At 57.0% G+C, this 23,998-nt stretch carries 25 protein-coding genes; 7 read left to right on the forward strand and 18 right to left on the reverse strand.

What is annotated here, in order from left to right; genetic code table 11:
- Positions 1 to 234 precede the first annotated feature (234 nt).
- The 3 genes from OS242_RS14195 (at position 235) to OS242_RS14205 (ending at position 2,900) form a co-directional block, all read left to right on the forward strand.
- Entirely contained in the window at positions 235 to 1,224 is a 990-nt protein-coding gene (locus tag OS242_RS14195; RefSeq protein ID WP_267152342.1) for a peptidyl-prolyl cis-trans isomerase, read from the forward strand.
- A 50-nt stretch (positions 1,225 to 1,274) separates the two neighbouring features.
- Positions 1,275 to 2,000 carry an N-acetylmuramoyl-L-alanine amidase family protein gene (locus OS242_RS14200; protein WP_267152343.1) on the forward strand — a complete coding sequence of 242 codons (726 nt, stop codon included), beginning with the start codon at positions 1,275 to 1,277 and terminating at the stop codon, positions 1,998 to 2,000.
- Positions 2,001 to 2,168: 168 nt separating this feature from the next.
- Positions 2,169 to 2,900, forward strand: coding sequence for an N-acetylmuramoyl-L-alanine amidase family protein (locus OS242_RS14205; RefSeq protein ID WP_267152386.1), 732 nt, complete (start codon positions 2,169 to 2,171; stop codon positions 2,898 to 2,900).
- An 83-nt stretch (positions 2,901 to 2,983) separates the two neighbouring features.
- On the opposite strand, the gene tsaD is transcribed toward OS242_RS14205, so the two are convergent.
- The 10 genes from tsaD to OS242_RS21405 form a co-directional block, all read right to left on the reverse strand.
- Positions 2,984 to 4,069, reverse strand: coding sequence for a tRNA (adenosine(37)-N6)-threonylcarbamoyltransferase complex transferase subunit TsaD (gene tsaD, locus OS242_RS14210; protein WP_267152344.1), 1,086 nt, complete (start codon positions 4,067 to 4,069; stop codon positions 2,984 to 2,986).
- Positions 4,070 to 4,075: 6 nt separating this feature from the next.
- On the reverse strand, positions 4,076 to 4,555 hold the full coding sequence (rimI, locus tag OS242_RS14215; protein WP_267152345.1) for a ribosomal protein S18-alanine N-acetyltransferase: 480 nt from the start codon (positions 4,553 to 4,555) through the stop codon (positions 4,076 to 4,078).
- Positions 4,552 to 5,319 carry a tRNA (adenosine(37)-N6)-threonylcarbamoyltransferase complex dimerization subunit type 1 TsaB gene (tsaB, locus tag OS242_RS14220; RefSeq protein ID WP_267152346.1) on the reverse strand — a complete coding sequence of 256 codons (768 nt, stop codon included), beginning with the start codon at positions 5,317 to 5,319 and terminating at the stop codon, positions 4,552 to 4,554. The genes rimI and tsaB overlap by 4 nt, the downstream gene beginning before the upstream one ends.
- Entirely contained in the window at positions 5,301 to 5,777 is a 477-nt protein-coding gene (gene tsaE / locus OS242_RS14225) for a tRNA (adenosine(37)-N6)-threonylcarbamoyltransferase complex ATPase subunit type 1 TsaE (protein ID WP_267152347.1), read from the reverse strand. Before tsaE ends, tsaB begins: the two co-directional genes overlap by 19 nt.
- A 4-nt stretch (positions 5,778 to 5,781) precedes the next feature.
- Positions 5,782 to 6,792, reverse strand: a complete 1,011-nt coding sequence (thiL, locus tag OS242_RS14230) for a thiamine-phosphate kinase (protein ID WP_267152348.1) — start codon at positions 6,790 to 6,792, stop codon at positions 5,782 to 5,784.
- 648 nt (positions 6,793 to 7,440) lie between these two features.
- Positions 7,441 to 7,875 carry a hypothetical protein gene (locus OS242_RS14235; protein ID WP_267152349.1) on the reverse strand — a complete coding sequence of 145 codons (435 nt, stop codon included), beginning with the start codon at positions 7,873 to 7,875 and terminating at the stop codon, positions 7,441 to 7,443.
- Between the two features lie 4 nt (positions 7,876 to 7,879).
- Entirely contained in the window at positions 7,880 to 8,293 is a 414-nt protein-coding gene (locus OS242_RS14240; RefSeq protein WP_267152350.1) for a hypothetical protein, read from the reverse strand.
- A 101-nt stretch (positions 8,294 to 8,394) separates the two neighbouring features.
- The gene (locus OS242_RS14245) at positions 8,395 to 8,805 is read right to left on the reverse strand and encodes a hypothetical protein (protein ID WP_267152351.1); all 411 of its coding nucleotides are present in this window, start codon (positions 8,803 to 8,805) and stop codon (positions 8,395 to 8,397) included.
- The gene (locus tag OS242_RS14250; protein WP_267152352.1) at positions 8,762 to 9,316 is read right to left on the reverse strand and encodes a hypothetical protein; all 555 of its coding nucleotides are present in this window, start codon (positions 9,314 to 9,316) and stop codon (positions 8,762 to 8,764) included. Before OS242_RS14250 ends, OS242_RS14245 begins: the two co-directional genes overlap by 44 nt.
- The gene (locus OS242_RS21405) at positions 9,277 to 9,417 is read right to left on the reverse strand and encodes a DUF2963 domain-containing protein (RefSeq protein WP_407702115.1); all 141 of its coding nucleotides are present in this window, start codon (positions 9,415 to 9,417) and stop codon (positions 9,277 to 9,279) included. The genes OS242_RS14250 and OS242_RS21405 overlap by 40 nt, the downstream gene beginning before the upstream one ends.
- Positions 9,418 to 9,615: 198 nt before the next feature.
- On the opposite strand from OS242_RS21405, the gene OS242_RS14255 reads away from it, so the two are divergent.
- Positions 9,616 to 11,313, forward strand: a complete 1,698-nt coding sequence (locus OS242_RS14255; RefSeq protein WP_267152353.1) for a glycerol-3-phosphate dehydrogenase/oxidase — start codon at positions 9,616 to 9,618, stop codon at positions 11,311 to 11,313.
- Between the two features lie 119 nt (positions 11,314 to 11,432).
- On the forward strand, positions 11,433 to 13,622 hold the full coding sequence (locus OS242_RS14260; RefSeq protein ID WP_267152354.1) for a YcdB/YcdC domain-containing protein: 2,190 nt from the start codon (positions 11,433 to 11,435) through the stop codon (positions 13,620 to 13,622).
- A gap of 266 nt (positions 13,623 to 13,888) precedes the next feature.
- Here OS242_RS14260 and OS242_RS14265 read toward each other — a convergent pair whose 3' ends face one another.
- From OS242_RS14265 to OS242_RS14275, 3 genes are all read right to left on the reverse strand, one after another.
- Entirely contained in the window at positions 13,889 to 15,529 is a 1,641-nt protein-coding gene (locus tag OS242_RS14265; RefSeq protein ID WP_267152355.1) for a peptide ABC transporter substrate-binding protein, read from the reverse strand.
- A gap of 501 nt (positions 15,530 to 16,030) precedes the next feature.
- A complete protein-coding gene (locus OS242_RS14270; protein WP_267152356.1) occupies positions 16,031 to 17,320 on the reverse strand; it encodes a tetratricopeptide repeat protein in 1,290 nt (429 codons plus the stop codon).
- Between the two features lie 509 nt (positions 17,321 to 17,829).
- Positions 17,830 to 20,007, reverse strand: a complete 2,178-nt coding sequence (locus OS242_RS14275) for a Tex family protein (protein ID WP_267152357.1) — start codon at positions 20,005 to 20,007, stop codon at positions 17,830 to 17,832.
- A gap of 106 nt (positions 20,008 to 20,113) precedes the next feature.
- Between OS242_RS14275 and OS242_RS14280 the strand changes: the two genes are divergently transcribed.
- Both OS242_RS14280 and OS242_RS14285 read left to right on the forward strand, forming a co-directional pair.
- Complete coding sequence (locus OS242_RS14280) at positions 20,114 to 20,578, forward strand: CBO0543 family protein (RefSeq protein ID WP_267152358.1); 465 nt, start codon at positions 20,114 to 20,116, stop codon at positions 20,576 to 20,578.
- 6 nt (positions 20,579 to 20,584) lie between these two features.
- Complete coding sequence (locus tag OS242_RS14285) at positions 20,585 to 21,043, forward strand: CBO0543 family protein (RefSeq protein ID WP_267152359.1); 459 nt, start codon at positions 20,585 to 20,587, stop codon at positions 21,041 to 21,043.
- Here OS242_RS14285 and OS242_RS14290 read toward each other — a convergent pair.
- The 5 genes from OS242_RS14290 to OS242_RS14310 all read right to left on the reverse strand — a co-directional run bounded on the left by OS242_RS14290 (position 21,019) and on the right by OS242_RS14310 (position 23,985).
- Positions 21,019 to 21,663: a phosphatase PAP2 family protein gene (locus OS242_RS14290; protein WP_267152360.1), complete on the reverse strand. Its 645-nt coding sequence runs from the start codon at positions 21,661 to 21,663 to the stop codon at positions 21,019 to 21,021. The two genes, OS242_RS14285 and OS242_RS14290, sit on opposite strands and share 25 nt — an antisense overlap.
- A gap of 100 nt (positions 21,664 to 21,763) precedes the next feature.
- Positions 21,764 to 22,768: a PfkB family carbohydrate kinase gene (locus OS242_RS14295; protein WP_267152361.1), complete on the reverse strand. Its 1,005-nt coding sequence runs from the start codon at positions 22,766 to 22,768 to the stop codon at positions 21,764 to 21,766.
- 13 nt (positions 22,769 to 22,781) lie between these two features.
- Complete coding sequence (gene crcB / locus OS242_RS14300; RefSeq protein WP_267152362.1) at positions 22,782 to 23,153, reverse strand: fluoride efflux transporter CrcB; 372 nt, start codon at positions 23,151 to 23,153, stop codon at positions 22,782 to 22,784.
- Entirely contained in the window at positions 23,150 to 23,521 is a 372-nt protein-coding gene (locus tag OS242_RS14305; RefSeq protein WP_267152363.1) for a fluoride efflux transporter FluC, read from the reverse strand. Before OS242_RS14305 ends, crcB begins: the two co-directional genes overlap by 4 nt.
- A 110-nt stretch (positions 23,522 to 23,631) precedes the next feature.
- Positions 23,632 to 23,985, reverse strand: coding sequence for a BsuPI-related putative proteinase inhibitor (locus OS242_RS14310; RefSeq protein WP_267152364.1), 354 nt, complete (start codon positions 23,983 to 23,985; stop codon positions 23,632 to 23,634).
- Positions 23,986 to 23,998: the final 13 nt, after the last annotated feature.

Consider the following 23,998-nt stretch of genomic DNA (forward strand, 5'->3'; position numbering starts at 1 on the left):
TGTCGAGAGAAAAAAGCGTTGTTTTCAACAGGTTTCCACGTTATTCACAGACCCTTGTGCATAACTTTTCCAAACTGTTTATAACCCTGTTGATAACCTCAAAAAAAGCCTCTCCGCTCTCCTTTTAAAAATTCTCTGAAAAAAGGCATAAAGTCCTGCCGAATCCAATTGATTCTTCACTAACTATCATCTATCATTATTTATATAAACTTCTAGAAACACGGTGATCAACTCATGAACAAGCCAAAAAAAGCTCTCCTCGCCACCCTCGCCGTGCTCGTACTCGGCGGCGGCGGCACGGTCGCATATGCGGCGACCTCGTATCAACCGCTCCTGTTCTCCGTCGGCGACCAAGTCGTCCGCACCGATGACTGGGCCGTTCTGCGGCCGATCGTGATGAACGGCATGCCCAACTACACGCCGGCCGAAGAGATGGACATGCTCGATCAGCGCAGCAAAGAAGAACTCGTGCTCGCCCAAGCCAAGCGAATCGGCGTTACAGCTGACGAATCGCTTGTGGAAAAACAGTTGGAACAGCTCGGCACCACCCCGGAAGCACAGGCAGAAGCCGCCAAACAGACCGGCCTGACCATCGACCAGATCAAAAACAACTACCGTCGCGCCATGACCTCCTTCCAACTGAAAACACAGGTTACCAAAGACGTGACGGTCACCGAGCCGGAGATCCGTCAGTATTACGAGGACAACAAAACGACGCTTTTCTACGCGCCTGAATTTCGCTCCATCTACTACCTCCGTGCCAAATCGGACGACATCTTACTGAAAAATGTCATGCAAAATGTCTCCAAAGAAGACTTCCCGACGCTGGTCAGTCAGTACAACAGCGAGGAAAAATCTCGCGTCGGCGCTTGGCATGAACTGGTCGGCATCGACCATCTCGCCAGCCACACCACCGCAAACGTTGCCAAAGAGGTGTACAAGACCGGCCTGCATCAGGTCGTCGGCCCGATTGAAGAAGGCGAGTGGACGTTCTGGTTCATGGTCAACGAGATCACAGAGCCCAAGCAGTTCACCTTCGAAGAGTCGCGCCAAAAGATCCTCCAGATCCTGACCAACGAAAAAACCACCGCCCTCTACCGCAGCTATCTGGATCAACACAAAGATGAGCTCAACTACTACGTCGATCCGGAAAATCTCAAACGCAAACCCTTCGAAGCTTTCTGGACCGATCTGCCGCAAAATATTCGCCTTCTGTTTTCCTAATCTTCACAATACACAAATATTTCTTAACACACTCAAGGAGAGATGACACCATGACACTCAAAACCACCCTGCTCGCAACCCTGGCGCTCACCACCCTGTTCACGGCCCCCGCGATGGCGGCCAACCCGCAAAAACAACCAGAGATCGCGCCAGAAGCGCTCTCCACCGCCGAACAACCCCCGTCCAACTACGACGCTGCCGCCAAATCGGCCCGCTCCTCCCTCGAGATCAAAAACGGCAATCCTGTCGCCGTGCTTGATCCGGGACACGGCGGCTCCGATCCGGGCGCGGTCGGTTACAGCCTGCAAGAAAAAGACATCACCCTCGACATCGCACTGCGCACTCGCGCCTACATCTGGGCCAACTACCCGATGTGGGTCTATATGACCCGCGAGACGGACGTCTACAAATCGCTGAACGAGCGCACTTCGTTTGCCAACGCGCAATATGCGGACCTGTTCGTCTCCATGCACATCAACTCGTACTCCACCAGCGCAGCCAGCGGATTGGAAACGTACGGCTACCCGGGCGCGGCTGACAGCATCTCGCTGGCGACCCGCATCTACGACAAACTCAAGCCCTCGTTCTCCGTCCATCGCGGCGTCAAAACGGCCGAATTCTACGTCTTGAAGTACACCAACATGACGTCGATGCTCGGCGAGACCGGTTTTATCTCGAACGGAACCGATGCCGGCAACCTCGCCAAAGACACGTTCCGTCAACAGTTGGCGGTGCAATACGCCCAAGGCATGCACACCTACTGGTGGGGGTACTAATCAATCATCCGGTCATCCGATCAATTTTATTGTGAAATAAACAAATACGTAATTGAAATCTTCATAAAATAGTATTATCATATGGTTATCAACCACTTGTCATTGATGTTTCCGTACCATTTATGACTTGTGGCATTATTCAAACAAAGGGAGAGATTATCTGTGAAAATGACCAAAACTTTGGTTGCAACCCTCGTCGGCGCAGCAATGCTGACCACCCCGGCTCTGGCTGCGAAGCCGACCGGCACCACCACCGACATCGCTCCGGAAGCTATGGCGACCGAAGCACCGGCACCGGCAAACTACGATGCCAACCTGAAAGCTCTGAACGAAAAGACGAACTCGATCGGCATCGAAGTCGCAAACCCGATCATCGTTATCGACCCGGGTCATGGCGGCACCGACTCCGGCGCTGTGGGCAACGGTCTGTATGAGAAAAACCTGACCCTCGACATCGCAAACCGCACCACTGCGTACATCCGTGCCAACTACCCGGCTACCGTGTACCAAACCCGCACCTCCGACGTGACCATGTCGCTGGACGCGCGCACCTCCTTCGCAAACAGCAAAGGCGCGAACTTCTTCGTGTCCCAGCACATCAACTCCTACAGCACCTCCACGCCGAACGGTCTGGAAACCTACTACTACCCGGGTTCCACCAGCGGCTCCAGCCTGGCGACCAACATCTACAACAAACTCAAAGCGTCCTACACCACCCTGCGTGGCGTCAAGACCGCTGAGTTCTACGTCCTGAAGTACACCAACATGCCGGCATCCCTCGGCGAAACCGGCTTCATCTCCAACCCGACCGACGCTTCCAAGCTCGGCACCACCACCTTCCGCCAACAACTGGCGACCCAGTACGCGCAAGGTATGCACGTCTACTGGTGGGGCTACTAAGACCGGACTTGCTCCGGCAACGCAAAAAAGAGCACCTTCTCACGAAGGGGCTCTTTTTTGTGTGTTCGTTGTTCGCCTTTGACTCAAATCGTCGGCGTATCCTTCCACTTTGTCAGACTCAAACTCGCGATTGCGTTCAGGTCCAAGTCGTGGAACCGTCCGTATTCATACATCGGAAACGCGGCCGCTGCGATCATCGCCGCGTTGTCGGTGCACAGGTCGAGGGTCGGGAAATGCACGCCAAATCCTTCTTTGGCCGCCCGCTCCGTCAACCGGGCACGCAGCCCTTTGTTGGCTGCGACTCCGCCTGCGACGACGACGTTTTGCACGCCCGTCTGCTTCACGGCACGGACCGTCTTTTCCACCAGCACGTCGACGACCGCCGCTTGGAACGAAGCGGCCACGTCTTCTTTGTTGACCTCTTCGCCTCGCTGCTCCGCGTTGTGCAGGGCGTTGAGCACCGCCGATTTGAGACCGGAGAACGAAAAGTCCATCGACTCGTCATCGATCCACGCCCGCGGGAACTGGAACGCCTCCGGGTTGCCCGACTGCGCCATCCGGTCGATCTGCGGGCCGCCCGGGTAGTCGAGCCCCATCGCGCGGGCCACTTTGTCGTACGCTTCCCCCGCCGCGTCATCGCGGGTGCGACCGAGAAACTCGAACACGCCGTGCGCGGGCATGTACACGATCTCCGTGTGCCCGCCCGACACGACCAGCGCGATCAACGGCGGTTCGCCGCCGCCGGAGAGAAAATTGGCATAGATGTGCCCGGCGATATGCTGCACCCCGATCAGCGGAATCCCCTTGGCATAGCTCAGCGCCTTCGCCCACGCCACACCGACCAGCAGAGCCCCGACGAGGCCCGGCCCGTAGGTGACGCCGATCGCGTCGATGTCATCGAGCGTCACGCCCGCCTGTTTCAACGCTTCGTCGACCACGCCGTTGACGTTTTCCACATGGCGGCGCGACGCCACTTCCGGCACGACACCGCCAAAGCGCTTGTGGATCTCGATCTGCGACGAGATCACGTTGGAGAGGATCTCCTTGCCGCCACGGATCACCGCCGCCGACGTCTCATCGCAGCTCGTCTCGATGCCGAGGATCGTCACCGGTCTCGTGCCTTGCCGATCCCGCTCGTATTTTGCCAGCACTCGCTGTCTGTACCCCATGCTCTCTTACTCCAATCCCGAAGCCCCGCCCAGCGCAGGCAGCTCCACCCACATGATCATGGCGTCTTCGTTGTTGTCCGTATAATAGCCTTTGCGAATGCCGTGCGAGACAAATCCCATTTTTTCATAGAGTCGGATCGCCGGCAGATTGGACACCCGCACCTCCAGCGTCATTCGCTCCGCTCCGTGCGCGATGGCGAGCGCCATCATCCGGCGCATCAATTCCTCGCCGAGCTTTTTGCCGCGCTGGCTCGGGTCGATGGCAATGTTGGTGATGTGCCCTTCGTCGATGATCACCCACATCCCGGCATAGCCGACCACCTCGTCCCCCACCTCGGCGACGAGATATTTCGCAAAATGGTTCTGCGTCAGTTCCATCAGATACGCATCCCGCGACCACGGTACCGTAAACGACTTCAGCTCGATCTCCATCACGCGGTCGAGATCGCTCAGCGTCATGTTTCGCGTATGCAGGGTTTCGATCATGTGACGGCGCCCCCTTGGGCTTCCGCTTGCTTGGCGAGCCATTTCACTTCCGCTTCCACCAGTTGCAGATACTCCGGGGCAAACGTCTCCACGTCGTGCGACTCGCCCGCCAGAAGGAGCGGCACACCGACTTCCAACAGATGAGCGGCCCGCACGAAGTCCTGCGTCGGCGTGACAAACCGCGCTTTCTCCCCGAGCTTTTCCTCCAACTCCGCCCGATGCAGATGAGCGGCGTCGCCGAGCAGGAGCACCTGCGCCGGCTTCTTGTCGAGGCGGCGCACGATCATCCGCGAGTTGATCTGCTTGATGATCTCATCGAGCGTCGTCAGTCGGTCGTCCGCGATTTTCAAAAACTGCCCGGCCGTCTGCTCATAAAACGCCGTGTACGCCTGCCGACGTCTGGCATCGATCATCGGCACGACCAGCGCGTCGGTCACCTGACCAGCGCGCGCCATGCCGTCCAGCGACGACACGCCGATCAGCGGGATGTTCAGCGCATAGGCGAGCGCCTTCGCCGCGGTTACCGCGATCCGCACCCCGGTATACGAGCCGGGACCGCGGCCGATAACCAGCCCTTTGAGCTGTTCCGGCTGCAGGTCGAGATTGTCCAGCAGACCCTCCAACAGCGGCATCATCTTCACCGAATGATTGCGTGATAGCATCGTCGTCGCTTCACCGAGCAAGCGCACCGGCCGGCCCGGCTCTCCGTCGCCGACCGCGACAGACAGCGATTGTGTGGACGTATCTAGTGCGAGGTAGGGCACGATTCACTCAACTCCTTTAGCCGGGCTGCCGCAACGGGTCCGGTCGACGCAAACGTCAGCGTGCGCCCGCCGTCCTCGCGGTTGCGGATCGTGATCACGAGGCGGTCTTCCGGCAGCAGCTCTGCCAGATACTCCGACCACTCGATCACACTCACACCCGCGCCGTAAAAATAATCCTCGTACCCGAGGTCTTCCTGTACCGCCGCCTCTGCCAGGCGGTAGATGTCCATATGATAGAGCGGCACGCGGCCGTCGTCATATTCCTTGATAATGGTAAACGTCGGGCTCGACACCGGTTCCTCGATGCCAAGTCCCTTTGCCAGCCCCTGCGTAAACGTCGTCTTGCCCGCGCCGAGATCCCCGGCGAGACAGATCACGTCGCCTGGCTGGACCAATTTTCCGAGCGCCTGAGCCACCGCCTGCGTCTCGTCTACCGTCGTCGTCTCGTATGTTGTCATGAGTTCACTCCGCAAAATGATTATATCCCTTCGGCGAGATCTCCCGCTCGCCGCCGTCCGGTGCCGCAAGCGTCACGCCGCGTCCCTCGACCACCCGACCGATGATCGTGAGCGGCAGACCTTCTTTGGCAAATAAATTCTGTACATCTCCCGCCTTGGCCGGATCGAGCGTGCCGACCAACTGGTAGTCTTCCCCGCCAAACAACGCCCAATCAAGCGGATCTCGCCCGCGCTGTTTCGCATAGCTCACCGCCGCGTGGTGCATCGGGATCTGTTCGGCCTGCACGACCAGCCGCACGCCGCTCATCTTGGCGATCTCGTTCAGCTCGCTGGCGAGGCCGTCCGACACATCGTTTGCCGACGTGCAGCCTCCCGACGCCAGCAGCCACCGCCCGGCCCGCACCTGCGGCTCCGGCCGTTGGTGGCAGCGCAGCAGGTGATCGGATGTGTCGGGCGACACATCCAGTCCTTTGCCGTGCTCGATATAGTCGAGTCCTGCCGCCGACCCGCCGACCGTACCCGTGACAAACACCAGATCCCCCGGCCGCGCGGTCGAACGCAGCAACGCGCGACCCGTCTCCACCTCGCCGAGCAACGTCACCGAGATCACAAACGGCCCGTCCGTTTTCACCACATCGCCGCCGATCACGTGCGTGTCATAGGCGACGCAGACATCTCGGACGCCTTCGTAGAGGGCCTCCAGCCGCTCCACATCGATGGCGACCGGCAGGGCCAGCGAGATCACCGCATGGCGGGGTCGTCCGCCCATCGCGGCGATGTCGCTGATCGACACGGCGAGCGATTTGTAGCCGAGCGAGCGGTCGTCGATCGTATCGGTGCGAAAATGCACGCCTTCGACCAGCATGTCTGTCGTCGTCACGACGTGATGGCCCGGTGCATACGCTGTAACTGCCGCATCGTCCCCGATGCCGACGATGACACTCGTGTCGGGCGGCTGCAAGCGCTGTGTCAGCCGGTCGATCAGGCCAAACTCGCCGATCTCATGTATGCGCATGGGATTCCGCTCCTTCTTTCAGACCTTTTTCCTATTATACCTATCCTTCCCGCATAAAAAAACAGCGCTCTCCAAGCTTCACCTGTAACTTCCGACACATTTTTTAAAAATTGCACAAAATCCCCATTTTATTTTCACGCGGAATGGAGTACTCTATAGTTAGATTCGTACACACACAAGAGGTGAACATATTTTGGGCAGTATAGGGATGTTTCTTGCGGAGTTGTTCTTCATGGGAATCATTTTTGTCGGGGTTGGCCTGCTTTTGCGTAACATCCTCAGACAGTCGGCGCCGTCGTCCACCAACGCCGCCGTGGTTTCACCGCGACTGAGCACGTTCCTTCCGCGCTTCGGGAAACACCAAGACGACCAAAAACCGAGATCGTAACTCATCGTCGTTCCAGACAGTGAACCATATCGAAAAACAGCCACCCGGTGGGGGTGGCTGTTTTTTTATAGGTGGATGATTTGCTTATGTTGTCCCGGTACCAGTTCGAATCCCATGAGCGGTTCAAACTCATACCAAGCCTCATCGATTTGATTTATCGTGCTTCACCGGGATCTCATTCATGATTGATCCCCCTTTCCTTCGGTGCAACAAATTTCCTTTCAGAGCATCCTTGTACCCGCGCTTCTTTGTCTATTGAATTACAACTCGATCTTTTGGATGCGCTGTTCGTCCGGGATCTCAAAGTTGAACATCGGGTCATACCGATACCAGATCGATTCCACCTCAGAAAGAGATACTTTTTTCACATATTCGTTGCGGTCTTCATGAGTAAAATCGTGCGATTTTGCCTTTTCGTAATCGAGGACGTAGTACAGTTCAATCTGCCCGTTCTCAAAACTCGTAACAGAGCAGATGATTTCTTTGTACCGTGCATGAGTGGTGCAATGATAGGCCGCATCCAGTTCAGAGACTTGCACTTGCCGGATGTACTTTGTCTCGTTATATGCTTCAAACCCGTTAGCTAGATCATGGGGATCTTTCGAGACGAGCAGAAGATGAGACTCGCGATCTACAAACGTATACTCCACTCCTTGAAAGACAACGAAAAAGTCATTTTTCACTTTGAAATTCATCGACTTATGTCCCTTCAACGATCCACACTTTGCGCTCGTTCTCCTGTAAATCAAACCCCTTCATCGGCGTCCGTTCCTCCCAAACTTTTTGTATAGATGCCTTCTCAACACGCTTCTCAAAGATCGTCGGCTCGATTGCGGTAAAGCCCAATTTTTCCGCAATCAGATAGTTATCGTAAAACTGAAGCAACACTTCATCGCCCTGTACATCTAGGATGCTGCATTCAACGTCTTGATAGAATCCTTTGGTGGTAACCGTGTATGCCGACTCCAGATCCTGCGGTGAGACCATTTTGAAGATCTGATCCGACTTGTGTTTCTGAAAGCCGTTCTCCAAGTCTGCCTCGTCCGTTGAAAAAATGACGACATGACCTCCCGGCAACGAGCCAGATGAATACTCCTTGCCTCGATAGATCACATACTCCCCTCGTCTGATCGACACCAACTTTACCCTACCGCCCACGTAGAACCACTCCCTTGGAAAACTAGGAAACAACCCAATACTATTTATCTAACATTTTACATTTTTATCGTTTTGACCCTTTCCTCATCCGGAATCACAAAGCCCATTGTCGGATCGTATTGATACCAAGCCTCCTCAATTTCCGACAGAGAGACTGATTTGACATAAACGGAACGATCAACCTCAGTAAAGCCGTGCTCTTCTGCTTTCCGATAACTGTACGTGTACAGCAGTTTGACTTGACCATTTTTGCAATCGGTGATCAAACATTCGATATCTTTGTATCGCGCGTATGTCGAGCAATGATAGGCGGTGTCCAATTCACTCCGTTGCACCTGAAGTGTGTATATGGCGTCTTCCGGTTTAAATCCTTTTCCAACTGATTTGGATTCCTCTGAAATGAGCAGGATGTAAGAAGTCTGGTCAATAAACTCGTATTCCTCCCCTTTGATAAACGGCGAAATCATCATTTTTCACCTTGAGGTCCATTACTTCTGAATCATTGGCCAATACATTTTCGCCATTCACGATCCAATAACGTTTGCCTTCCGGGATCTTCACAGTAAAATCCGCATACGATCCAGACCAGTCAAAAGGAACGAACACTTCATAAGAAGCAGGTTCCGGGTAGAGCGATATCAATTCTTTCTCATCAAAGTTCACATACAAAGCGGGCTGCATATCGAGGATACCCTCGTATTCCTCAAGCAACAACATGTTCGACAATTCCTGTGCATCAACCCGATACTCTTTAATCTGCTCAAAAAAGATAGCGGCCGTTTCCTGATCTAGCACGCCGATGCCAAATCGTTCGGAGAAGTCACTATTGCTTGTTTCGTATCCTTTTGCCGCAAATGCATCCTCATATTTGACTAGGTCCATAAACCATAGATCCTGATCCGTCACATACCATTGCCAACTTCCTTTGTACACGGTACCTACAATGATGTTTTCCGCATATGCCGGTTTGAGTCGCAAGAACCGTCCCTCCTATATCTAGTCGGCTTGATCACTTTGCCGTTCTTCCCGTATTCTTCGATCCACTCAACTTGCCCGGCGTGGTCGAAACCAACTCCCATTATAATCCAGATTCATTCCATTTTCAAAATTTGTTACAATCAAAAAATTCAGTTCAGCAGACAACCTTTTTGTGCTATACTTACATACAACAAGTGCTGACCAGATGTAGCAAAGACACAAGGGAGCTACCGGTATCTCGCGCCATGTCTCATGGTCGCAGGTACGGTGTTCCCTTTTTCTATAGGAGGAGAGACGAGATGGCACAGCAGAGCGGATGGATGGGACACCCGCGCTCCCATTGGCGGGCGCAACTGGAGCAGGAAACGTTTGACCTGATCGTGATCGGCGGTGGTATCACCGGTGCGGGCATCGCCCGGGAGGCCAGCCTGGCCGGGCTGAAAACGGCGGTGCTGGAGGCGTCCGACTTTGCATCCGGCACGTCGAGCCGCTCGACCAAATTGATCCACGGCGGACTGCGCTATCTGGCGCAAGGTCATGTCCGGCTGGTGCGCGAGGCCGGGTCGGAGCGGGCGGTGCTGCGGCGGTTGGCCCCGCATCTGGTCGAGCCCAAACCGTTTTTGCTCCCGATCTACAAAGGGATGCAGCACGGCCTGATCGCGATGTCGTTCGCCGTCTGGCTCTACGACCGGCTGGCCGGCGTGGACCGGTCCGAACGCCGCCGCGTGCTGAACGCAAAAGCCCTGCTCGCCCGCCATCCTGATCTTGCCGCATCCGGTCTGCGCGGCGGGGTGCTCTATCATGAATACGTCACCGACGATGCCCGCCTCACCCTCGCCACGTTGCAAAGCGCCACCGAACAAGGGGCGGTGGTGCTGAACGCCGCCAAAGTCGAGGGCCTGCTGACCGAGCAGGGCAAAACCTGCGGCGTATGGGCGGTAGACGGCGTGACAGGCGAGTCCTTCCTCGTCCGCGGGCAGGTCGTCGTCAACGCGGCCGGGCCATGGATCGAGGACGTGCTGGGTCTGGAAGCGAGCGAGACCCGCACCGCTCCCTCCCCCTCCCGCGTCACGCACAGCCGGGGCATCCACCTCTCGTTCGCGGCAGACCGTCTGCCGCTGCCCCATGCGCTGGCGGTGCAGACCCGGGACGGGCGGCTCGTTTTCCTGATTCCCAAACGCGACGTCACCTACGTCGGCACCACCGACAAACGCTACGACGGCGACCTGCTCCACCCGACCGCGCCAGATGACGAGATCGCCTATCTGCTCGACATCGCCAACGGCCTGTTGCCGGACGCACAGCTCACCGAGTCAGACATCGTCGGCGTCTGGTCGGGCGTGCGTCCGCTCGTCCAGTCGGGCAAAGGAAACGACGGCCAAGACACCAAAGACGTCTCCCGCGAAGACGAGATCTGGGTCTCCGAGCACGGTCTGATCACCATCGCCGGCGGCAAACTGACCGCCTACCGCAAAATGGCCGAGCGCATCCTCACCCACGTCCGCGCCGCCCTGCCTGCCGGAACGGGCGACTGGGCGCGCCGCGAGCAGCTCTCCCACGCCTTGCCCCTGTATGGCGCGGCCGCGATCCCGGCGACCGACAGCGACGGCTGGCTGCGACGGGAAGCGGCACGCCTGTGCGACCTCCACCCGCTGCTCACCGAGAGCAACGCCCTTACCCTGCTCTACCGCTACGGCGACCAAGCAGCGTCGGTGCTCGCCTCCGCCCCGCCCGATCTGGAGTGCCCCGCCGCCCCGATCCTCCCCGGCATCCCGCTGCTGGAAGCGGAGATCCCGCACATGATCGGCCGTGAGTCGGCACTTCGCCTCGTCGACCTGATCGCCCGCCGCACCGAGCTCGGCCGCTTCCGCGGCCGCGAGCTGTCCGACCTGCTGAACGCGGTGGCCGACCGGATGCAGCGCACACTCGGTTGGAGCGATGCAAAGCGTGCGGATGAGATCGCGATCTGCCGCCGGGATTGCCATCTCACTTACTGAAAAAAATTTTTTAAACATGTAACATTTCCATCCTTTTCCACGTCTAAGTAAGAGGGGAGTCCAAGCCCGGACTCTCCTCTTTTCTTTTTCTACTTGTATTGGGAGAGGGAGGAACACCGATGAAACGTCTGACCAAATCCACTGCCGTCGCCCTCGCGCTCGGCATGCTCTTCACAGCGTACCCGGCTGTCACACTGGCGGAAAAACCGACAGCCGCAGCCACTTTAACGCAAGAGCAAGCGTTAGAAAAGATCAAGTCGATCACCACGATCCCGGACGGTTACCAGTTCCAAAACGCCGCCTACCAAGAAGGCAGCGGCCAGACCGTCTGGTCGATCTCCTATCTCAACGACAACCCGTTCCACACCGGCTGGATCAACATCTCACTCGATGCCAAGACCGGCCAACTGCTGCGCTTCAGCCACGAAGAACGCGACCTGAAACAGGCCGCCCACCCGATCTCGCGCGACAAAGCCAGAGAGATCGCCCAATCGCTGCTCCGGCAGCATGCAGGCGACAAAGTCGGCCAATTGCAGGAGATCGAGGCGCCTGCGAGAGATTTCATGAAAGGCATCCCGAACGAATTGCTTCAATCGTTCCGCTTTGTGCGCCTCGTCAACGGTTTGCCGTTCCACTACGACGGCGTGACCATCCGCGTGGACGGCGAAGGCAAGCTGCGCGAATACAGCTCCAACTGGACCCACAACATCCAGTTCCCGGACGCCAAACCGGCGCTGACATCCGGTGAAGCGCAACTCGCCTTCGAGAAGGCGCTCGACATCAAGCTCCAATACCAGCGCATCTACAAAATGTACGAGGAGAACGAGTACAACCTGGTCTACGGCACCTGGCCATCACACTTGCCGCTGATCGACGCACAAGACGGCACATCATTCGACTTGCAAGGAAAGACGATCAAAAGCGGACCCACCACCTTCCAAGCGTTGACGGAAAAGCCCGGCACTCCGCTCGCCACCGAGGATCTCGACAAAGAACAAGCTCTGGCGATGATCAAGGTCCACAAGATCAACACCGAAGGCTATACCTTAAACAACGCCGTTTACCAAAACCATCGCGACTCCGCTTCGAAGCACGTCTGGCGCTTTGAATACGTCATCCCGAGCACCGACAAAGCGGGTCAGTTTCTCTCCGTATTGATCGACGCCAAAACAGGCGAACTGCGCGAGGTCTACCGCAGCACGTTCGACAAGTCACCCGACTCCTTCCCGGATCATCCGGCCTTGACCCTCGACCAAGCTCGCGACAAGGCGATCGAAGCGATCAAACAGTCCATCCCGACCGAAACGGCCGGACTTGCGCTCGATCCGACGTTCGCGAGGGAAACCGACTACAAATTCGGCGGTCATCTGTACCGCTTCCGCTTCGTCCAACTCGTCAACGGAGTCCCGGTGCACAACTCGGGCTACATCGTCGGCATCGACCCGATGACAGGCCAGATCGACGATTTCCGTCCAGACGGACCGTCCCTGACCGGTGACACCGCGCACCCGGACCCGAAGCAAGCGATCAGCCAACAGGATGCCCTCCAGAAATTTGTAAAAAAATACAGCCTGACCTTGCAGTACACCCCGATTTACGGCACCTCGACAAATCCGTACGAACCGTCCCCGATCACGGGAGCCAAACTCGCCTATGCACCGACGGTCGACCTGCAACCTCAGACCATCCACGCCATCACCGGCGAGTGGCTGGACCCGTGGGGTATCGCGCCGCCAGGGTCGACCAAACTGCTCGACATCGAAGGGCACTGGGCGGAGGAACAACTCCGCCACATGGTCGGCAAAGGCATCTTCCAAGTGGACAAAGGCTACGTCAAACCGGATGAACTCATTACCCGCGGCGATATGATCCGCTACCTCGTGCTGAGCTTGCCGGGCGGCGGCCGCGTCCCGAAAGAAGACAAAAACTTCTACAACGACGTTCCGCGCGACAACCCGCACTACAAATTTATCCAAGAGGCAGCCCTGCGCAAATGGCTGACCGCTGACAATGCAAACTTCCGCCCGAACGACCCGATCACCCGTGCCGAGTTGGCCGGCATCCTCGTGCGAGCGCTCGGCTATCAAAGGCTGGCCCAATCAACCGGCACCTTCATCGACAAATTTGACGACGTCAACGCGGGCGACCGCTACTTTGGCGACATCGCGGTCGTCAACTCGCTGGGCCTGATCACCGTCCAGAACGGCCTGTTCTCGCCGAACACCGCGGTCAACAAAGCGCAGGCAGCCGTCATCCTGCTGCGCGCCCAAGACGAGATGCAAGACAAAAACCCGATCTACTACTACTAAACCGATGCACGCCAAACAGGCAGGGGCCGCCTACGCCCCTGCCTGTTCTCTTTTGAAACCAATCCTCGCCCGCTTCCGTCAGACGATATGAAAGGATGTGGATGCCGATGCACAAGACAGGCCCGCCCCCGTCCCGTTCCCTTCTCCCCTCGCTGTCGGTGATCCGTCGCACCGTTCAGATCAACCGCTGGCGAATCCGCTTCCGCCGCTGGCTCAGAGGCACATAAAAAAGCCACTCCCGAAGGAGTGGCTTTTTCTGACATCGACTACTCGATGGTTACGTGCTTCAGTTCGTACTCGCCACCGGTTACCAGGAAGTACAGGCCCTTGACGGACGGACGCTTCAGGTAAGCCATGGTGCGGAAGTACATCGGAGCGACCGGCATGTCGTCCATGAGGATCTTCTCCGCGTCTACCAGCATTTGGGTACGCTTCTTCGGATCTGCTTCGATTTGTGCATCTTTGATCAGTTGATCGTATTTCGGGTTGTTGTAGCCAACTTCGTTGAAGTCGGAGGTCGACAGCCACAGGTCGAGGAAGGTCATCGGGTCGTTGTAGTCAGCGCCCCACAGCGACATTACCATGTCGAAGTCGCCATTCTTGGAACGGTCCAGACGGATCTTGTGCGGAACCGGCTCCGGAGTCATGTCGACGCCGAGGTTTTGCTTCAGCTGTGCTTGGATGAACTCGAGGGTCTTACGAGCGGTTTCGGTGTCGTCGCCGATCATCTTGTAGTTCGGCATTGCGGACAGGCCGAGCTCTTTCAGACCTTCAGCCAGCAGCTTCTTCGCTTCTTCGGAAGAGAACTTCGGCTGGGTGTCGCCAGCAGTTTTACGGAACTCGCCGTTGTTGCCGTCGTTGGTACCAACCGGTACGAAGCCGGTGGACGGAACGGAACCGTTGCCGAGAACGACGTCTACGAATGCTTGGCGGTCGATCGCCATCGAGAACGCTTTGCGGATCTTCGCGTTTTCGAATGCCGGTGCTTTGCCTTTGTTGAACTGGATGTAAGCGTTGGTCAGCTCCGGGTTCGGAGTGAAGTCCGGCTTATCTTTCCAAGCGACAACTTGGTCACGGGAGATGGTGGTCAGGTCAACTTGCTCGGTTTCGTACAGGTTGACTGCGGAGTTTTGGTCCTTCACGATGTTGAAGGTGATGGTCTCCAGCTTGACGCTCTTCGCATCCCAGTACTTGTCGTTTTTCTTGAGGGTCAGAGATTGCTCATGATCCCACTTCTCGAGGATGTACGGGCCGTTGTACGCGAGTTTGTCAGCGTCAGCGCCGTATTTGCCCGGGAATTTCTCAACGAGGTCTTGACGCTCCGGGAAGAACAGCGGGAAAGCCATCAGTTGGGTGAAGAACGCAACCGGAGCTTTCAGCTTGACTTCGAGGGTCTTGTCGTCGAGAGCTTTTACGCCGACTTGGTCAGCGGTGCCCTTGTCGGAGTTGAACTCTTCAGCGCCAACGATCCATTGGTTGAACATGAACGCGTATTGGGACTTGGATTTCGGGTCGATGGTGCGCTTCCAGGAGAACTCGAAGTCTTTCGCGGTTACCGGCTTGCCGTCGTTCCAGGTCACGCCGTCGCGGATGGTGAAGGTGTAGGTCTTGCCGTCTTCGGAGATCTTCGGCAGTTCTGCTGCCATTGCAGCTTCCGGCTTCGCGTCTTTGTTCAGACGGATCAGACCTTCTTGGGTTGCGCCCATGATGGTGAAGGAAGCGTTTGCAGTCGTGGTGGACGGGTCAAGCGCCGGCGGTTCAGCGGTGAAAGCGATTTTCAGTTCTTGCGGCTTGGAGCCGCCAGCATCGGTGGAGCCGCCTTCTTCTTTGGAGGAGCAGCCAGCCATTACAGTTGCTACCATTGCCATTGCGAGGCCGGTAGCCATCCATTTTTTGGAGGTCATCATATTCATCCCTTCTGATCTGAAAATAATTAGTTGTTTCAGACTTCTTGAAACAAAATAGAATTTCCATCCCCCTGACCCCACCCCTTTATGCCTTGCATCCGGGTACCAGGGAATCTTTCCATCGTTCTGAATGTTTCAGGCGACGTGAAAGACGTGGACAGTTTGCTATTAGTAATATAACGCCTTTGTAATCATTTGGAAAGTTTTTGTTTTCTTCCAAAGATTCTGTAAAAATCGAGACAGGCGGACAGCGGTCATGGGGTATGCCGTCATCCTTACGTACCCTAGTGTAATGATTCTGTAACAATTTTTCAATACCTAAAAGTTTGGAAATGATGAACAATTGCGTAAAACAGAAAAAACGGGGTGCTTTTCAGCACCCCACAGCCGCTGTTTAGAGCGGGTCCGGCCAGAATACGTCGGTACCGCTTGCCGCCATCGACATGTCAAAGGACACAGCGACCGCCAGCGCGATCACACTGAGGACAAGACCCCATTTTTTCATAGCACAATCCCCCTTTTCTCCAAGATCTGTCGGCTGTACGTGCGGATGTCATCCATGATGCCGAGCGCGCGGGTGATGTCATCCTCCTCCACGTACAGCCGAGACAACTCATACATCGTGTCGTCCCACTCGCTGATCTCCTCCAGCCGCTTAAAACCGTCCGCCGCCATCCGCAGACGGCGGATCGCCTCTTCGCGCTGCCCCCGCTTTTTCGCGGTCTGCCCGTAGATGCGGTTGACCCATGCTTGGTGCAGGTGCAGTTCTGGTAACAGCGAGCGCGCCTGACGGCACGCTTCCTCGGTTTCATCCAGCCGATCCATGCGAAGATACAGCCGGGCCAACTCCACGAAGGCGATGCCTTCCTCTTCGCGGTTGCCGAGGTGTTGCAATTGCGTGATGGCCGCCTTGATCATGTCTTCCGCTTCCACTTCGCGGCCGGTCTGGCCGTAAAGCACGGCGCAGGTGACTTTGTTTTTGATCGTCATCAGCAGGTTTTCGAGCCCTTCGAAAATCGAACCGGCCCGCTCCGAATACTCGGCCGCCTTCTCCAGATCCCTGATCATCTTGTACGACATGCCAAGTCCCATGTAGACATGCCCCATCTCATAAAGGCTCTCAGCGCCTTCATAGAGCGAAGCGGCCCGGCCGTAGTATTCGAGCGCTTCGAACACTTGCCCCATCCGCGAATACGTCAAGCCGAGATTGTACAGGACGCTCGCCTTCAGGTAGACGTCCTGCTCTTCCATCTTTTCCGCCTCTTCGATCGCCTTTTGCCACTGATAGACAGCGAGCTGGTATCGCTTGCGGCGAAACTCGATCAGACCGATGTTTTTCAGAACGAGCGAGAGCAACTGGTGATCCTGACGCAGGATCGCCAACTCCTGTACTTGCGAGAACAGTTTCTCCGACTCTTCGAGTTGGCCCGTATGCAGCGAGCATTCCGCGAGGTCGAACAGGATGTCCATCGTCGAGATCTGCGCCCGCGGTGTCTCCAGCAGGTCGCGCAGCAGCGGGATCGCCGACGCGTACTCTTTGGCAGCGACCATCGCACGCGCCATTTTGTACGAAGAGACATACTCGAGATTGAGATCGACATCCACGAGCAACTTCTCCAATGGAACACTCAAACGTTCCGCAATTGCGAAAAGCATTTTGTACGAAGGCCTCGCTCGATCCGATTCGATCTGCGAGATCATGCTGGGGGTGCAGAGACCGTTGGCCAGGTCGATCTGCGTCAGCCCCTTTTTCAGACGAAGTTCCCGGATGCGTTGTCCAAGAGAAAACATTTGGCGTAACACCTACCTCCAATAGTACTAGGATCACGCAAATTATACAATAGGAGAATTAATAAGTCTATAACGTGTTTACCCAAATTATATTATTAAAACCGAAACGTCGTTCTACACAACATTTTTTAAGGGCATTTCATATGGGCATTGGATCAGAATCGTCTGATAATGAAGCTGATGTTCTACAATCGTATAAAGAAATTCTAACAGATCAGCAACCTCCTTACGAAAATGCGAACAGATCATAACTAAGCAGAATGATCACTTATTGTATATCTTCCTTAATAAGTAGGTCATTCTATTGAAATGCTGTCCAAAAAAAAGACGCCCCAGGCAAGTAGCCTCGGGCGTTTGCAAAAGATGGCCGTGCTGCCCGCTGACAGCAGGCCTTTGCAACAGGAAAGTAGTGGTGTGATTCCGTCTTCTTTATCGTACGACAGAGCTTTCGACAAGTCAATCATTTATCAGAAAATTTTTGTTTATTACGTGAAGATTTCACGAAGATGTCAATCCGATTTCAAGCCCTTGCGTGTCAAGGAAATGCGGCCTTTCTTCAGATCGACCCCGAGCACCTTCACTTCGACGATGTCGCCGACGGCCAGCACATCCATCGGATGGCGGACCCGGCGATCGGCCAGCTCGGAGATGTGGATCAGCCCGTCCTGTTTGACCCCGATGTCGACAAACGCGCCAAAGTCGACGACGTTGCGCACCGTGCCTTTCATCACCATGCCCGCCTCCAGATCTTCCATCTTCAACACGTCGGTGCGGAACAGCGGCGGCGGCAGTTCGTCGCGCGGGTCGCGACCGGGGCGTTGCAGCGCGTCCACGATGTCGCGCAAGGTCGGCACCCCGACCCCGAGCCCCTCCGCTGCGGCGGTCAGATCGAGGGCCGCCAGCTTTTCTCGCACCTCGGCACGCTTCTTCGGATCGGTGACGTCCTTCACCTTGAGCCCGAGCTCCGCCAGCAGCCGTTCGGCCGCGTCGTAGGACTCCGGGTGGATCGGCGTGTTGTCGAGCGGGTTTTTCCCCTCTGCGATGCGCAGAAATCCGACCGCTTGCTGATACGTCTTGGGCCCGAGTCGCGGCACTTTGCCGAGCTGTTTGCGCGAGGTAAACTTGCCGACCTCCTCGCGGTAGAGCACGACGTTTTTCGCCACCGTCGCCGACAGCCCGGACACATAGGACAAAAGCGACGGCGAGGCGGTGTTGAGATCAACGCCGACCGAGTTGACAGCCGATTCGACGACGGCTGTCAGTTGCTCCTCCAGCCGCTTTTGCGACACGTCATGCTGATATTGACCGACCCCGACCGACTTCGGATCGATCTTGACCAGTTCGGCCAGCGGGTCCTGCAGACGGCGGCCGATGGAGATCGCCGACCGCTCGGCGACGTCCAGTTCGGGAAACTCCTCGCCCGCCAGCTTCGATGCCGAATAGACAGACGCGCCCGCCTCGTTGACGATCAGATAGACCAGTTCACGGCGATGCTCGCCGATCAACTCGGCGATAAACTGCTCCGTCTCCCGCGAGGCGGTGCCGTTGCCGATGGCGATCACATCGACACCGTGCTTGTCGATCAGGCCGTTGATGATCTTTTTCGCTTCGATCGTTTTGTTCAACGGCGGCGTCGGATAAGTCACCGCGATGTCCAACACTTTGCCCGTGTCATCGATCACCGCCACCTTGCAACCGGTGCGGTACGCCGGGTCGACGGCGAGCACCGTCTTGCCTTTGATCGGCGGCTGCAAGAGCAGATTTTTCAGATTGGAAGCAAAGATCTTGATCGCTTGCTCCTCCGCTTTTTCGGTCAGCACGGTGCGCACTTCCCGCTCGATGGACGGCGCGATCAATCGCTTGTAACTGTCTTCCAACGCGCCTTTCAGGTACTCGGTGGCACTCGTGTGCTTTTTCGGCAGATGCATCGTCTCCAGCACGCGCACGATCTCATCGGCCGGAGCTCCCAGTGACACGCGCAGGGCATCTTCCCGCTCGCCCCGGTTGATCGCCAAGATGCGATGAGGCACGATCCGCGACACCGGCTCCTCGTAGTCGGCGTAGACCGCGTAGACGTCCGTCTCCTCGTCCGCCTTGCCGGTGGCCACGCTCTTCACCGTGCCTTTGCGCAAGGTCAGATCGCGGATCTTCGTCCGCGTCTTGGCATCGTCCGCCACTTCTTCCGCGTAGATGTCCAGCGCCCCTTGCAGCGCGTCCTCGGCGGTCACCACGCCTTTGTCCTCGCTTATGTACGTCGCCGCTTCCTGCAGCGGATCGCCCGGCTGACCGCTCGTCAGCCATTTGGTCAACGGTTCCAGCCCTCTCTCCCGTGCCACGCTCGCCCGGGTCTTGCGCTTGGGGCGGTACGGGCGGTAGATGTCGTCCAGTTCGGTCAGCGTCTTGGCCGCCGAGATCGCTTGCTCCAACTCCGGCGTGAGCTTGTCCTGCTCGGCGATCAGGCGTTGCACCTCTTCCCGTCGTGCGGCCAGATTGCGCAGCGACGTGAGGCGGTCCTGCAGATCGCGCAGTTGGTTCTCATCCATCTCGCCGGTCATCTCTTTGCGATACCGGGCGATAAACGGGATCGTGTTCCCTTCATCGAGCAGCGTGATCGCCGCTTCCGCCTGCTTCTCCCGCAGGCTCAGTTCTGTCGCGATCTGTTTTGCAAACGCGTGCGCGTCCTTCATCCCATTCCCACCTTCAAAAAAGATTCCTCCACAAGAGTGTGGCCGCAACCAACTACGCATACTACGGGTATTAGACTGGCTCTTGAAAGCGAGGGTCGTCCCGACAATGTCCTACATTCTGTTATTCTTTCTCTCTTGGGCGGTCTTCTACCTCTTCATCGACTTTGAACGGATGCCTGAGTTGTATCCCAGCGGCCTGTTGTCGAGCACGCTCGGCATCTGGACCGACCTGATCATGATCCGCTTCAAGCTCTGGGACTATAACGGCGCTCCGCTAGACGCTCTGTCCATTCCGCTGGTGCTCGATTTTTCGATCTATCCGGTCGTCGCCATGCTCTATGTGCAGTATTTCCCGCACCGAAAGCCCATTCTCCGCAAAACGGTCTATATCCTGTTCTGGGTCTTGCCCGCGATCTTTCTGGAGTGGATCTATCTGATGCGCGGTGAGATGCAACACCACAAATGGTGGTCGCTCTGGCTGTCTTTTATCTCGGACTGGATCATCTACGCGATCCTCATCGGCGCCTACATGATCGTGCGAAACCACTTGAAACAGAATCAGGCGAGGTGACCTACTATGCACATCTGGCTGCTCACAGCGACAGGCGTGCTCAGCTTTTTGTTGCTCGCTGACAAATCACGGTTTCGGGAGTTGTACCCCGGCCTTCTTTTTATGGTCTATTTTCGATTTACCGGGCAGTACATCTTTGTCGAGATCCTGCACGTATGGACCTATAAAAAATTGTCGACGCCCTTCTCCCAGATCATGAACATTCCGGTCTTCGTCGATCTGTTTTTCTATCCGGCGATGGGGTATCTCTATATCCAATATTATCCGAAGACAAGGCCAGCCCGCCTGTTCTATGCGATCACCTGGGCGACGGCGTTCACGATCAATGAACAGATCGCCGTCCGAGGCGGTATCATCGAACAACAGGCGGGCTGGCACCCGTTTCTCTCGTTTCTCTTTTTCATGCTGATGTTGATCTTGCTGATCGTCCAACACAGATTTTACAGCCGGCGCCGCCAAACGTAGCGGTTGTAGGCGATCGTCAGCGCGACCAAGCAACTCCCGGCCAAAAATCCGCCGATCACATCGCTTGGATAATGCACGCCGAGATATACCCGCGAAAAGCCGATGCACACGATCATCACCGCACTGAACAACAGCCACAGACTGCGCTCCACGAGGCCGGCAAACTGCCGCCGCAGCAGATACGCGAGCAGCCCGTAAAGGGCGAACGCGCCCATCGAGTGTCCGCTCGGGAACGAAAACCCGCCCGCCTCGATCAGCCCAAGCTCCGGCCGCGGACGTTGGAACCAGTGCTTCAGCAACAGATTGAACAGCCCCGCACCGGCGACTGCACTCATAAACAACAACGCCTCACGCCGGTTGTTCAAGCGTCTGCGTATCCAAAACATCGCCAGCAGCACAATCACCGCCGCAGCCTCCGTCGAGCCGACGAACGTGAAAAATTTCATCACCGCCGTCAGCCAATCGGCGTGCCAAACCCGCACCCCGTGCAACACCGTATGATCGAACAGATGCATCGCCGGCGTGCCCAGCAACAGCGCGACCGCTGCCAGCCCGAGGGCCGACAGTCCGGCGAGCCACAGCGGGTCGAGGATCGCAAGGCGGGTATCTGACTTGTCCACTTCCGAACACCTCTTTCCTATGTCTCCTTGATTTCTACATTCTATGGCAAATAGACGTAACAAAAAACCCTCCGGTTACAACGGGAGGGTTTTTGTCACGCTATGTTCGTTTTCTGCGCCGGTTGGCATACATGAACTGGAAGACTTCTTCTTTTGTGGGCAACGCCGGGATCGCGCCCATCCGCGAGACGGTGATCGCCCCGACCGCGTTGGCATAGCGGGCCATCTCCTCGATCTCTTCGGGGATCGACAGCGAGTAGTCAATCGAGCGGCCTTGCACCCGGTCGGAGAGCTGCCGTAAAAAACCGGCGACAAACGCGTCACCCGCGCCTGTCGCGTCCTTCACCTCGACGCGCCACGTCGGGATCATGCCGCGCAGACCTGCCGCCGACGTGTAATAGACCCCTTTTTCCGCCAAGGTGACAAAGACGATCTTTGGCCCGAGCGCCAGCAGTTCGGCCGCGCCTGTTTCCACGTCGGTTGTGCCGGTCATAAACTCCATCTCCCACTCGCTGACTTTCAGCACGTCGGTCAGCCCCGCCGTCTCCAGGATCTTGCGGCGGCCTTCCTCTTCCCGGCCTCGCCAGATCCCCAGCCGGAAATTCACGTCAAACGACGTGATCACCCCGTGCTCGCGGGCGATCTGCAGCGCCCGCACTGTCGCCGCATGCGCTTGCGGCAACAATTGCGTGACAGAACCGACGTGGACGATGCGCGCCTGTTGGATCCAGTCCGCGTCGATGTCCGCCTCCTCCAGCAACATGTCGGCCGACGGATCGCGGTAAAATTGAAACTCGCGCTCCCCCGCCTCATCCACCGCGATAAAGGCGAGGCCCGTTTTTGCCTCCTCCGTCCGCACGCAGCCTCCCGTCGCCACGCCGGACTCGTCCAGCACCCCGATCAAAAAGTCGCCAAACGCATCGGCGCCAAATTTGCCAAGAAACGCCGAGCGGCCTCCGAGCTTGGCCACCCCGACCGCCACGTTGGCCGGAGCCCCGCCGGGGGCTTTGACAAATCCGGCCACTTCTTTCAATCCCACACCGGTTTGATTCGGCACAAAATCGATGATCATCTCGCCAATCGACAGCACGTCGTACATCGCCATAAAGGGTCCTCCTTTACCAGTTGTACGCCCCTTTCATGCCCAGCCACGCAAAGACCAGTCCGATCAGAGCGGAGCCAAACACATAAAACAGCGCATATCCGTATTTTTTCTGCTCGATCAACGTCACCGCTTCCACGCCGAATGTGGAAAACGTCGTGAACGCGCCGAGCCATCCCGTGCCAAGGAGCAACCAAGTCTCATAGCCGATGCGCTGGCTGTGCATCAGCCCGTACAAGATCCCGAGCGCAAACGAACCGCTCACATTAATCAGCCACGTCGCCAGCGGAAACGAACTCCGCCACCGCCTTTGCACCAGCCGTGACAGCGCAGAGCGCAGAGCGGCTCCCAATGCGCCGAACAGCATCACCCCCGCGAGGAGCATCATGCCTCGCCACCCCTTCTCGCCGTCCGCATCCCAAGCCAGGCCGCGAGCAGGCCGAACAAGATCGAAGCCAGCAGATAGGCACTCGCCGTCGCCAGAAGCCCGGCCGACATCATCAGCCCGGCTTGCATCGCATAGGTGGAAAACGTCGTCAGCCCGCCGAAAAACCCGGTGCCAAGTCCGATGCGCACCGTCTCCGGCCAACGTTGCTTGATCTTTTCATGGTTCAACAGCCAGCCGAGCCCGAAACAGCCGATCACGTTGATCACAAACGTCGGCAACGGCTCCACCGGTGCGAGCGCCGCGCCGACTCCGTAGCGCAGACCGGCTCCCACCGCACCGCCGATCATCACCGCGATGTACAACTTCAAGCTCCCGTCACCGCCCTTTGGGTGTTCATTCCCTCCATTATACACCAAAAAAAGCCCTGCCCGCGCTCAGCGCAGACAGGGCCTTTCCGACTTCCCTTCCCGGCAACCGGTCAGGCGAACGTAACCGACGCCTCCGCCGTTTCCTCCGTGCCGAGAATCCATGCCCGCAACCGGTACCGTCCAGTCGGCACGCGCCTTCCCCGGCTGTCCTTCCCGCTCCACTCCGCCGTAAAGACGCGAGAGTCGTCAGGTCGGATGACCAACGTCGTGAACACCTGCGCGAAAAAGAGCCCGTCGCTCCATTGCCAGATCTTCTCGCCGTCCCGCTCTGCCTGAATATCAAAGCGCTGCGTGGTGGCAAACCGCACCTCCAAAGGCGCGCCGCCTTCGTTTTTCCACACCAGATGGATACGCACCGTCTCATCCGGACGATACACGCTTTTGTCTGTGTTCAGGACGAGCATGGCCACCGTTCCC

Origin of the sequence: Tumebacillus lacus (assembly GCF_026410385.1) — a bacterium.
Classification (GTDB): domain Bacteria; phylum Bacillota; class Bacilli; order Tumebacillales; family Tumebacillaceae; genus Tumebacillus; species Tumebacillus lacus.